At 68.3% G+C, this 11,711-nt stretch carries 12 protein-coding genes; 4 read left to right on the forward strand and 8 right to left on the reverse strand.

The features are described from left to right. Positions 1–3 precede the first annotated feature (3 nt). The gene (locus NDR87_RS22055; protein ID WP_251915170.1) at positions 4–2,919 is read left to right on the forward strand and encodes an RND family transporter; all 2,916 of its coding nucleotides are present in this window, start codon (positions 4–6) and stop codon (positions 2,917–2,919) included. Here NDR87_RS22055 and NDR87_RS22060 read toward each other — a convergent pair whose 3' ends face one another. Then, on the reverse strand, positions 2,920–3,315 hold the full coding sequence (locus tag NDR87_RS22060) for a nitroreductase/quinone reductase family protein (RefSeq protein ID WP_251915168.1): 396 nt from the start codon (positions 3,313–3,315) through the stop codon (positions 2,920–2,922). A gap of 82 nt (positions 3,316–3,397) precedes the next feature. Here NDR87_RS22060 and NDR87_RS22065 point away from each other — a divergent pair, with 82 nt between their 5' ends. After that, positions 3,398–3,970: a TetR/AcrR family transcriptional regulator gene (locus NDR87_RS22065; protein WP_251915166.1), complete on the forward strand. Its 573-nt coding sequence runs from the start codon at positions 3,398–3,400 to the stop codon at positions 3,968–3,970. Positions 3,971–4,021: 51 nt separating this feature from the next. On the opposite strand, the gene NDR87_RS22070 is transcribed toward NDR87_RS22065, so the two are convergent. Further along, positions 4,022–4,891 carry an alpha/beta fold hydrolase gene (locus tag NDR87_RS22070; protein ID WP_251915163.1) on the reverse strand — a complete coding sequence of 290 codons (870 nt, stop codon included), beginning with the start codon at positions 4,889–4,891 and terminating at the stop codon, positions 4,022–4,024. Between the two features lie 74 nt (positions 4,892–4,965). Here NDR87_RS22070 and NDR87_RS22075 point away from each other — a divergent pair, with 74 nt between their 5' ends. Further along, on the forward strand, positions 4,966–5,736 hold the full coding sequence (locus NDR87_RS22075) for a DJ-1/PfpI family protein (RefSeq protein ID WP_286013901.1): 771 nt from the start codon (positions 4,966–4,968) through the stop codon (positions 5,734–5,736). 6 nt (positions 5,737–5,742) lie between these two features. Here NDR87_RS22075 and NDR87_RS22080 read toward each other — a convergent pair whose 3' ends face one another. From NDR87_RS22080 to NDR87_RS22095, 4 genes are all read right to left on the reverse strand, one after another. Continuing rightward, the gene (locus NDR87_RS22080; RefSeq protein ID WP_251915159.1) at positions 5,743–6,153 is read right to left on the reverse strand and encodes a hypothetical protein; all 411 of its coding nucleotides are present in this window, start codon (positions 6,151–6,153) and stop codon (positions 5,743–5,745) included. A gap of 106 nt (positions 6,154–6,259) precedes the next feature. Then, positions 6,260–6,433, reverse strand: coding sequence for a hypothetical protein (locus tag NDR87_RS22085; protein WP_251915157.1), 174 nt, complete (start codon positions 6,431–6,433; stop codon positions 6,260–6,262). 81 nt (positions 6,434–6,514) lie between these two features. Then, positions 6,515–7,093 (reverse strand): TfoX/Sxy family DNA transformation protein, encoded by a 579-nt coding sequence (locus NDR87_RS22090; RefSeq protein WP_251915156.1) that lies wholly within the window; start codon positions 7,091–7,093, stop codon positions 6,515–6,517. A gap of 23 nt (positions 7,094–7,116) precedes the next feature. Beyond that, positions 7,117–8,370 carry an MFS transporter gene (locus tag NDR87_RS22095; protein WP_251915154.1) on the reverse strand — a complete coding sequence of 418 codons (1,254 nt, stop codon included), beginning with the start codon at positions 8,368–8,370 and terminating at the stop codon, positions 7,117–7,119. 138 nt (positions 8,371–8,508) lie between these two features. Between NDR87_RS22095 and NDR87_RS22100 the strand changes: the two genes are divergently transcribed. Continuing rightward, on the forward strand, positions 8,509–9,021 hold the full coding sequence (locus tag NDR87_RS22100; protein ID WP_251915152.1) for a CGNR zinc finger domain-containing protein: 513 nt from the start codon (positions 8,509–8,511) through the stop codon (positions 9,019–9,021). A 422-nt stretch (positions 9,022–9,443) separates the two neighbouring features. Here the strand turns inward: NDR87_RS22100 and NDR87_RS22105 are convergent, their stop codons facing one another. Then, complete coding sequence (locus NDR87_RS22105; protein WP_251915150.1) at positions 9,444–11,087, reverse strand: cyclic nucleotide-binding domain-containing thioredoxin-disulfide reductase; 1,644 nt, start codon at positions 11,085–11,087, stop codon at positions 9,444–9,446. 55 nt (positions 11,088–11,142) lie between these two features. Next, positions 11,143–11,541: a hypothetical protein gene (locus tag NDR87_RS22110; protein ID WP_251915148.1), complete on the reverse strand. Its 399-nt coding sequence runs from the start codon at positions 11,539–11,541 to the stop codon at positions 11,143–11,145. Positions 11,542–11,711 lie beyond the last annotated feature (170 nt).

The raw sequence follows: 11,711 nt of genomic DNA on the forward strand, positions 1-11,711 counted from the left end.
CCCATGTTGCACCGGGACGAACGCACCTTCGCCGCCGCCCTGCGCCGGGGCGCGTTCGGGGCGGCGGCGCGGTTGGTCGTCGTCGCACTGTGGGATATCGCGCGCGGCAAGGACGGTGGCGTCACCGCGGGCACCGGGCGCATCACCGTTGGCGGTCTCGTGCGCCGCTGGGCCCCGCTCGTGGTCGGCGCGTGGGTGCTGCTGGCCGCCGTCATGAATGCGACGATTCCGCAACTCGAGCATGTGATCGCCGGGCATTCGCGCGAATTCGTGCCCGGCAATGCCGAATCTGCGGTGACGCTGAAGAAGATGGGCGCCGATTTCCGGGAGTCCGACACCAATAACGTCGTCTTCCTCTTGCTGGAACGCCCCAAGGACCGGCTCGGCGACGCCGACCACCGCTATTACGACGATGTACTCGCCCGGATCGTGGCGGATCGGCAGCACGTCCAGTCGGCGATGGACATCTGGTCGAATCCGCAAACGGCCGTGGCCAATCAGAGCGCCGACGGCAAGGCCGCCTATGTGATGCTGCGGCTCACCGGCGAAATGGGCACCACCAAGGCGCAGCAATCCATCGACGCGGTGCGCGCCCTGGTGGCGGCCCATCCGAGGCCCGCCGGCCTCGACGTCTACGTCACCGGCCCGTCGGCCACCGCGGGCGACGAGATCACCGCGGCCGACCGCAGCATGATCGTGCTGACCGCGATCACCGCGGTGCTGATCATGCTGTTGCTGCTGGTGGTGTATCGGTCCGTGGTGGCCGCCGCGGTTCCCCTGCTCACGGTCGGCATCGCGCTGGCGGTGGCCCGCTCGGTGGTGGCGGTGCTCGGCGAGCACGACGTCGTCGAGGTGTCGATCTTCGCCAGCGCGCTGGCCTCGGCGATGATCCTGGGCGCGGGCACCGACTACGCGATTTTCTTCCTCGGCCGGTATCAGGAATCGCGCCGCGCGGGAAGGAAATTCGTCGACTCGTATCACGACGCCTTCCGTGCGGTGGTGCCGGTGGTGGTCGCCTCGGCGCTGACGATCGCGGTCGCCTGCGCCTGCATGCGCACCAGTCAGCTCGGGTTGCTGCGCACCTCGGGGCTGGCCCGTGCCATCGGCATGCTGGTGAGCGGTGCGGCGGCGGTGACGCTGACCCCGGCGCTGGTCGAGATCTGCCGCCATCTCGGCTATCTGGAGCCCAAACCTCCACGCGCACCGTATCTTTGGCGGCGCATCGGAACCAACGCCGCCCGCTGGCCCATTCCGATCATCGCCGCCAGCCTCGCCCTGCTGGCCGTCTGCGCCGTCGCGCTGCCGACGATTCGAATCAACTACAACGAGCGGGCCATGCAGCCCGGCGACACCGAGAGCAATCTCGGCTATCAGGCCGCGGACCGGCATTTCCCGAAGAACCGGCTCTCGCCGGACTTCCTGCTCGTCTCCGCCGACCACGATCTGCGCAATGCCACGGATCTGACTGCCATCGAACAGATTTCGGGAAGTGTCGCCCACATTCCCGATGTCAGCCAGGTGCAGAGCATCACCCGCCCGATGGGCACTCGGCTGGACCAGGGTTCGGTGCTGTACCAGGCCGGATACATCGGCAACCGACTGGATCTGACCTCCTCGGTCATCGATCAGCGCCTGAATGATCTGTCCTCGATCACCGGCGGACTCGATCAGCTCATCCGCGGCCTCGACGCGATGTCCCAGCAGGTGGATGCCGGCGGCGCCGGATTGCAGGGGCTCAGCGCGGGCATGGGCGATCTGCGGTCGCAGACGCGGCAGGTGCAGCAGCTCGCCTCGACGGTGAACCAAACCATCGGCCCCGCACGGCAATTGCTCGACAACTACCCGAACTGCGCCGGTGATCGGCTGTGCAGCACAGCCCAACAGGCGTTCGCCTCGCTCGACACCGTCGGTCAGCTGTCGGCGACCATGGACCAGCTGAGTCAGAGCACGAATGCGGCCTCGGGCGCGATTTCCGGCCTGGGCCAGAGCATTCCGGCCATGCAGGATTCGATCGCGCAGATGCGCGGTATGGCGAGCGCGATGATCGCGACCGTCCGCATCCTGATTCCGCAACTGCACGACATCACGGCCTATCTGCAGGACCTCGGCCGCGATAGCAGCGCCGCGGGCACGGGGCCGTTTCACCTACCGCCGCAGGCGTTTTCCGATCCGCGCTTCCAGGCCGCACTGAAGCTGCTCGTCTCTCCCGACGGCAGGACCGCGCGCATCATCGTCTACGGGCAGAACGAGAGCTTCAGCGCGCAGGGTATCGAGCGCGCCCGCGCGATCGAGGCGGCGGCAAAGGCGGCGGTGAAAGACACCCCGCTGCAGAACAGTTCGCTGTCCGTCGGCGGTGTCGGCGCGACCATGGCCGATATCGAGGTCATCGCCGCGCACGACTTCCGTTTGCTGATGATCATCGTGCTCATCCTGGTGTTCCTCATCGTGCTGATCGTGCTGCGCAGCCTGGTGGCGGCCATCGCGGTGCTGGGAACCGTGCTGCTGTCCTATGTTTCGGCCCTCGGCCTGGGTGTGCTGATCTGGCAGCACCTGCTGCACCAGCCGCTGCACTGGGCGGTCCCGCCGCTCACGTTCATCGCCCTGGTCGCGGTGGGCGCCGACTACAACCTGCTGTTCACCTCGCGCTTCAAGGAGGAGGCCGTCGGCGGCCTGAAGACCGGCGTCATCCGATCCTTCGCGGGCACCGGCGGCGTGGTCACCACCGCCGGAATCGTCTTCGGCATCACCATGTTCGCCCTGATCAGCAGCAGTCTCACCAATATCATGCAGATCGGCTCGATTATCGGCATCGGCCTGCTGCTGGACACCTTGATCGTGCGGACGTTCCTGTTGCCCGCCGTCGCGGTGCAACTGGGCCGGTGGTTCTGGTGGCCGCTGCGGGTGCGCCCCGCGCGGTGATCAGTCGAGGTCGATGCGGATCGTGAGCAGGTCGGTGCCGAGCAGTCGCACGATCCAGCTGTTGAGACGGGGGAGTCGGCGCAGCCGGGCGCGGGTGTCGTCATCGGGCAGCAGGTGGGCCGTGCCGGTGTACCAGCGCGAGCGAAGTTGCAGCCGGACGCGCGGATCGGCCTCGATATTGCGCACGTAGGCCGAGGCCCGCCCGTGGTCGCTGACCAGCCAGAACGAGCCGTCGATCACGCGCCCGCCGATCGGAGTGCGGCGCGGCAAGCCGGTCCGGCGTCCGGTGGTCTCCAGCAGGGCCTGGCCCGGGACATGCCCGACCACGCGCCGCAGCAGCGGATTGGCGATATGCCGGTGATACCAGTTCACCCGGCGCTGCTTGGTCGAGGTCATGCTGCCACCCCTCTTTGTCGGTACCGTTGGTGTCGACAATTGTTGTAGGTACCGTTGGTTCCGTCAACGCTATGCTGTGCGGGTGACCTCGCCACGCCCGCACACGGGCCGCCGCCGCAACGATGCCGCGCGTCGGGCCATTCTCGAGGCCGCGGCCGCGCTGTTGGCGCGCTCGGGCGGCACGGCGGTGTCCACGGCGGAGATCGCCGCGGCGGCCGGTGTCAGCAAGCAGACGATCTATCGGTGGTGGCCGTCGAAGGGCGCGGTCCTGCTCGAGGCAATGACGGAATGGGCGCGCGAAAGCGCACCGGATGTCGACACCGGCAATGTGCGCGCCGACCTGCTGACCTTCCTGACCGCGACCTTCGCGGCCGCGACCACACCCCCCGCCGCCGCGCTGCTGCGCGCGGTCTTGGCGGAGGCGCAAACCGATCCCGCGACAACACAATTGCTCGCCGACTTCGCCCGCGAGCGCCGCGCGATCCTGCGCGACATCTTCGCGCGAGCCGAGGGCCGCGGCGAATTGGACGCCGCGGCCGATCCCGAACTGCTGGTGGACCAGATCTACGGCGTCCTGTGGTACCGCCTGGCCGTGGCCCGGACTCCTCTCGACGCCGAAGTCGCCGTGCGCCTGGTCGACTCGCTGCGCCTCTGACGTTCGCGTCGCGGAAGCTCCGCGGGTGCCCGTGGCGGTCGTGCGCTCGAGTTACCGCGCCAGATGCGTGCGGACGAAATCGACTACGGCGTCGGAGAATTCGTCGTTCACGTCGCTGGCGGCGGTATGGGCCGCGCCGCCGATTTCGACGTATTCCATGTGCGGCACCAGTGTTCGGAAGTCGGCGACGCCCTGCTCACTGACCACGTCGGAGAGGCGGCCGCGGACCAGGAGGACGGGGATGGTCAGGTCGCGGGCGGCGGCTTCGAGGGCCTCGCTGTGCAGTTCGATGTCCTCGCCGCGGCCGGAGAGCATGGCCGGATCCCAGTGCCAGTACCAGCGGCCGTCCGCGCGCTGGCGCAGGTTGCGGCGCAGGCCGTCGGTGTTGCGGGGGCGGGGGCGGTGGGGGAGATATGCGGCGACGGCGTCGGCGGCCTGCTCGAGGGTGTCGAATCCCTCGCGGTGGCCGCCGAGGAAGTTCAGGACCCGCTCGACGCCCCGATGCTCGGGGCGCGGCACGACATCGACCAGGACGAGTCCGGCAATCCGCTCGCTGCCCGGCCGCGCGGTGGCCAGCAGTGCGGTCAGGCCGCCCATGCTCGCTCCGACCACGATCGCGGGACGTCCGAGTTCGCCGAGAATTCCGAGCAGATCGGCGGTCATCGCCTCGCGCGTGTAATTCCCGTCGGGTGCCCACTCGCTCTCGCCGTGCCCGCGCGCGTCCAGCAGCACCGCCCGCAGCCCGGCCTTGGCCAGCGCCGCGCCCGACTCCTTCCACGAATGCCGCGTCTGTCCGCCCCCGTGCAGGAAGACCGCCAGCGGCCCGTCCTCGGGCCCCCAGCTCTCCCCGGCGAGGGTGATGTCGCCGTATCCACGAAACGCGAGCCGCCGCGGCTCGGAGAAGTCAGCCTCATCGCTCACCCCACGAGCATCGCACATTTGGATTTACAGCGTATGAACCCGACGCCGGTAACATTCGGCGGCAGTTCAGTTCGATGGAAGGACCGCTCGTGCAGATCGCAGTGCTGACGTACCCCGCTATGACCGCCCTTGATGCCATCGGACCGTATGAGGTGCTGCGATTCACCCCGGACGCGGAGATCCGGTTCGTCTGGCATCAGGCGGGCCCGATCGTCACCGACAGCAATGTGCTGGTGCTCGGGGCGACCCACACGCTGGCGGAGACGCCGAGCCCGGACATCGTCCTCGTTCCCGGCGGGCCGGGCGCGTTCACCACGCTCGCGGACGAGCGGGTCCTGGAGTGGTTGCGCCGAGCCCATGCCACCACGGCATGGACCACCTCGGTATGTTCCGGCTCGCTGATTCTCGCCGCGGCCGGTCTGCTCGACGGCGAACCCGCCACCACGCACTGGGCCGCCCAGCAGGCCCTGGCAGCCCTGGGTGCCAAATCGCAACGCGACCAACGCATCGTGCACACCGGCCGGATCGCCACCGCGGCCGGCGTCTCGGCCGGGATCGACCTCGCGCTGTGGCTGGTGGGCCGGAACTTCGGCGAAGACCGCGCTCGCACAATCCAATTGAGCCTGGAGTACGACCCGCAGCCACCTTTCGACACCGGTCATCCGAGCAAGGCCCCGGCCTCGATCCGCGCCGCCTCGCTCGCCGACCAGGCCCGCATGATGGCCGACTTGAAGGACCACGACCTGCTCGTCCGGACGGCTGCGGCGTTGCCGCAAGCCCTGTGGCAGAGTGCATTACGTCGCGTCCGCCGCGCGAAGGCGGGTGACTCGGGCCCGCGCTCCTAGGTGGCGCTACGGGGTGCGGATGCAGCCGCTGCCCGTATTCACACCCGCGCCGACCACGTCGACCCGGATGTAGCTGCGGGTGTTGACGCCGTTCGGCTCGGTCTGCACGGCGGTGATGTTCTGGCCGCCGATCCGTTGTGGAGTCCAACTGGTGGTGACCGTGCCGTTGTCCGGGTGGTAGTCGCCCCATCCGGGGATCTGGGATCCATCGTTGAAGAACGTCACCGCGCCCGGCTCGTGCGGTGGCGTCGTGACGGTCGCTACGACGGTGTAGGAACACCCGGTCAGCAGGCCGTCGGGCCCGGCGTTCACGCTCACACCGGTCACGTCGGCGCTGGCCGCGGGAGCGTTGAGAAGTGCGCCTATCGAGGCGAAAGCGATTGTGGCGGCCCCGATTCGAGCGAAACCTGCGATCATGACTCTCTTCCTTCCTGGCGACGCCCAGCTTTGTGGGCACGCACCGGGTTGAGAACGGACCTTGCGGTTCGTTTCGTAGTTTACGCGTTCGGAGATGACGCCGAAATCAGCCGAGATGCCCGGTGACCGGTTCAGGCTCGTCTTCATGGTGGTCGCCGATGGCGAATTCCTGGGGGATCGGTTGAAGGGTGATGTATGCGCGGCCGTACAGGACGTCGCCCGGGCGGCCGTCTCCCATCGGCTCGAACGGCCGTTGCGCGAAATCGCCACGAGCGCACATGAACTCCCGACTCGCTGCCCTGGATCCGTGCGCGGTGCTCGGCAAGGTGGGGCAGGGCCACGGGCCCGCGCTGGACGTCGACTACGGAAACAGCGCGAATCCCTGGGAATGCTCCTTCCGACTCGACAAGGACGACCGTTCGACCTTCCAACGCCGAGGAGATCGCCCGGCTTTACAACCAGCTGCCGCGCTGAGTGCACCCGACCCCTGACGGTGGCTGGTGGTCCGCGTAATCGGCTGGGGCACAGGCTTCGGGCCGAGTTCGGCGACCAGTTCCCGGCGGCGTTCGGCACGCACGCTGCGCCGATCGCGATAGGTGGGGGCGCCCTCCATCGCCCACAACATCTCGAGATTCAGCCCCTTCACCCCGGTAGCGCGCATTCGCCGATACGCCTCGACCGCACCGATATCCGCCAGATCGTCGAGACCGAACACGTCCGCGTGCGCGAGCATGGCTCCGGCCGTCCGGCCAAGGACATACCCTTGCTCATCCGACAACACGCGCCAGGTGTCGTGAAACCGATTGGTGCTGAACCGAGCCCGCGTACCCGGCCGCAGCGTAATCACCGTATGCGCACGCCCCGACCACCGCCCCACATGCCGGTGCAGTTCGAGCCCGTCGCCGAAGATCCCGGCCGCCGCCGGTCGCTGTCGCTTCATCGCGATCCATGACGCCACAACGATCACCCGCGAACAACCGATTGTCCCGCCCTTGCCGGTGACCCACTCCCACGCACCGCCCACAGGAACGGCGCCATGGTCAACCCCGCTATCACGGCGAACACCGCAAAGGCCCGATCAGCTCCACCCCACTGCGCCAAGGCGCCGCCGAGCAAGCCACCGATCGGCATCGCGCCCCAGGAGAACAAGCGGGCCGCGGCGTTATAGCGGCCCAAGAGCTCATCCGACACCAACGACTGGGAAAGGGTCCGCGCGTTCACCGACCACAGCACCCCGCCCATACCGCCCGCGAAGGCCGTGCACGCCACCAGCGCGATATTGGCGGTCAGAGCCGGAGTTCCGACCATCAGGAATGTCCCGACCAGGTCGGCGAACAGCGCCCATTTCATGCCCAACACCCGATTCATCCACCCGACCGATGCGGCCCCGACGAGTCCACCGACGCCGAGGGCGGACATCGTCAAACCGTATTCCATTGGGGTGTAATGCCATTGGGTCACAGCGAGAGCCGGTATCACTGCCAGCCACGCACCCCAGCACGCGCACAGGACTGTGAGTACCAGTGCCATCATTCGCAGTGTCGGCTGCCGCCACAGGAAACTCAATCCCTCGGCGATTCGCTGGTGCACGCCGGAGGCGACGTCAGCGGTTCGGACCGGCCGGAAGGTGCCGACCAACAATGTCAGAAGAACGGTGGCCGCGACATAGGCCACGCCGGTCGCACCCACCGCCGCAGTGGCACCGGCGGCCACCAGCAGGCCACCGACGAGCGGTCCAGCGAACTCGTTGCATACTGTCTCCGCACCGCCGATCCACGCATTGGCCCGTTCACGTCCGCACGTCGGCACCGCGGCCGGGATCATGGCCCCGGCCGCGGTAAGTGCGACAACCTCCGCGATCCCGAGGATCATCCCGACGAGGTACAAGACTCCGATGCTCAGGGATCCGCTCACCGTCAGGATCAGCAGTGCCGCCATCGATGCAGCGCGCACCCCGTCCGCGAGCCAGAGCAGCAACCGTCGATCGAACCGGTCGACAAGGACTCCCACATGTAAGGCCACCAGCAGCCACGGCAATGTGAGCACGACTCCGACACCCGCGATCAATCCGGGAGCGTGGGTGACCTGGGTCGCCAGCAGAGGGAGCGTCACCTTGGTCGCGCCGTCGGCGAGGTTGGTGAGAGCGGTGAACGACACGAGTATTGCCGAGTTCCGTTGGCCGCGAGCGATTTCGGTTGGTGTGGTGGTGACAGTCATCCGTACTCCGCCCCTAACCGGTGTATCAGTTCGATGGTTAGCAGGCTACGTGACGTTGCCTAACTGGTAAACTGGTTTGCAGGTTATTGATCGAGTTGGAGAGTGTCGTTGGACCCTTCGCATCACGCCGAGCTGATCATGCTCTTCGCCAACACCCTCGATATCGAGGCGGGCACCGATGAGCTGGAAGGTCCGGCCGCACTGGCGGATTGGCTCATTGCGGCGGGACTGACAACCACGCGCCAGGCTCTCGAGCCGAGCGATCACCGACTGGCTCTGGATTTGCGGGCGGGGCTGCGTGAGGCGCTGGGAGCCGGTGTGGGCACCGCGGCCGATCCTGACCTGCTTGGCACCGCCACCGCGGTCCTGGAAGAGCTACCGGTGCGGGTGACGCTCGACCCGAGCGCCCCACTCCAGGCAACAGCGCCCCAGTCCGTACGGCAAGCGTTGGGGCAATTGGCTATTGCTTGGGCGCATATGGCGATAACCGGGGAAGTATTGCGGATCAAACGCTGCGCCGAACACAGCTGCGGCTGGGTCTTCTGGGACGGCTCGAAGAACCGCAGCCGCCGATGGTGCTCGATGCGCGTCTGCGGCAACCGAAGCAAGGCCCGCGCCTACGCCGAACGGCACCGTCCCGATCGGTCATGACCACGTGGTGACTTTGCTGCTGCTAGTCGTGGGTTGATATACACGTTCCGCGCTGTGAGATGTATCGGGTCGCGGTGCAGTGGCGGAACCTTGATTCGGGCGCGACGAGGTCGAACAGCCGTGGGAGCAACCTGGCCGCCAGTGCGTGGCGGCCACGCGCATCGAGGTGCAGCCGGTGGCTCCGGGTCCGGGTGGTCGCGGCGGAATCTCGTTCGTGGACAGCGACATCGATGCCCGCGCGGCGAGGCCCTGAGCGAGACGGAGGCCGCCGAGGGCCGCGCCGACGACGGTTACCTGATTCAAGACATACCTCACCGGAGTCGGAAAACGACTCCCACCTCCCCGACGCCACATGTCGCCGAGAAACCGTGCGGTGCGGCCGAAGCCGACGAGAGCCCGTGCTCTTCGGTGAGAAGACCCGATCAGTGTAGGTGATCGGCGGAGTTCGGCTCGTCGACCCGGTCCAGATAGTCGTGCACGAGGCGCACGGCCATCGCGCCGTCGCCGACCGCGGCGGCCACCCGCTTGATCGAGCCGCTGCGGACATCACCCGCGGCGAAGACGCCCGGCAGACTGGTTTCCAAGGGAGAGCGGGCATTCGCTCCGGTCAGGACGAAGCCGTGGTCGTCGAGGGCCACCGCGTCGCCGAGCCATTCGGTGGCCGGTTCGGCGCCGACGAAGACGAACAGTGCCTCGGCGTCGAGCGTGCGGCTGTCCCCGGATCGGTTGTCGCGCACGGTGATCGCGGTCAGGTTGCATTCGCCGATCAGCTCGGCCACCTCGGTGTGGGGGAGGATCTCGAGGCCGGGATTCCGCTCGAGCTGGTCGATCAGGTACCGCGACATGCTCTCGGCGAGGTCGTCCGCGCGGACCACCAACCGCACCACGCGCGCGAAGCGAGTCAGGAATTGCGCGGCCTGTCCGGCCGAATTGCCGCCGCCCACGACGACTACCGATCGATCCCGGCACAGCTGGGCCTCGACCAGCGTCGCGGCGTAGTAGATATCGGTGGTCTCGAATCGGTCGAGCCGGGGCACGGCGAGCCTGCGATACCGCGCCCCCGTCGCGATGAGCACCGTGCGGCCGGTGACTGCCGCGCCGTCCGCCAGCTTCAGCACATTGTGGCCCGGACGATGGTCCAGGCCGACGACCTCCGCCGGCCGCGAGAGCCGCGCGCCGAACTTCACCGCCTGCAGTTCCGCGCGTTCGGCGAGCGTCGCGCCGGAGATGCCGGAGGGAAAGCCGAGGTAATTCTCGATTCTCGAGGTCGTGCCCGCCTGTCCGCCGATCGCGACCGTGTCGAGCACCAGCGTCGACAATCCTTCCGACGCGGCGTAGACCGCGGCCGCGAGCCCGGCCGGTCCGGCCCCGGCCACCACGAGGTCGTAGGGCCGGTCGGGAGTGGTGACGACCTCGAGCCCGATCGCGCGGGCGAGTTCGGAATTGCTCGGATTGCGGAAGATCTGATCGCCCGCCCCGATCACGATCGGCGTCTGGTCGGGCGGGATGTCCAGCTGGCGCAGCAGCGCCTCGGCGCGGTCGTCGCGCTCGAGATCGAGCCAGGTGTGCGGAATCTGGTTGCGGGTGGCGAAGTCCCGCAGTCGCCGAGCATCGGGCGAGTAGGCGGAGCCGACGATCTGCAGCCCGGCGCCGAGCCCGATCAGGACCGCGCGCCGGGTCAGATAGGTGGCCAGGACCAGATCTCCGAACGCCTGGTCACAGGCCAGATACCGGCGCAGGGTCGCGGCGGGCACGATGAGCACCTCGCCGGGTTCGCGCACCACCACCGAGACGTAGAGGGCCTGACCGGTCAGCAGGCTCAGGTCGCCGAGAAATTGGCGGGGTCCGTAGACGTCGATCACCCGCTGCGCGGTGCCGTCGCGCCCGAGCGCCGCGATCGTGCCGGACAGCACCACCAGGAAGTCGTAGCCGCGTTCGCCGCCGCGATAGAGCACCTCGCCCGCGGTCGTCGGCCGACGTCGCCCGTACTGCTCGAGCCTGCGGATGAGCGGCTCGCTCAGCCGCAGGTCGGTGTCCCATCGGTCCGAACCCTGCTGTTCCGGCACAGAGGAATCATGCCGGATGGCTATCGGTCACCCGCGCAGGCGGGTTCGGCCGGGATCAGCGCCGGGACAGGGATCGGACGCTCGCGGCCAGACATTCCGGGCTCGACCCCGGCAGTCGGACGCCGATATCGACCCGGTCGGGATCGAGCGCCTGCCCCTCGACGGTGGCGAACGCGGTGGCGCCGGGATACTTCGCGGCGGTGTCGACGGCCCAGGTCAGCGTGCGGGCGAGTTCGTCGCGGCCCGCCGGACTCCAGCCGGAGCCGGGGACGAGCTGGGCGATCGGGCGGCCCAGCTTCAGGTTGGACACCACTGCCGCCTCGCCGGGCTCGAGCGAGACCGTGGCCCCCAGCGGCCGCGGTTCGAACGTCACCGCCGCTGCCGTGCCGATGCCGAATGCCAGCATCGTGATTGCCGCGGCCAGGGTCGTGACCATCGCGGTTCGCACACGCATGTCCGTCCTCCTCGTCTGGCGTGGTCGACCCAGTATTCGCCGCAACCGGCCCGAGGTCCGGCACCCCGACGTGGGCGCGGCGGTTCGCCCCCGCATCCTCATGCGCCCGCATTCCCCCAGGTGGCGGCCCTCACAGCGGCCACCCCCGATGGCGGGCGTTTGCGGGCGCG

It is taken from the genome of Nocardia sp. CDC159, from assembly GCF_023740735.1.
Taxonomy (GTDB): Bacteria; Actinomycetota; Actinomycetes; order Mycobacteriales; family Mycobacteriaceae; genus Nocardia; species Nocardia pulmonis.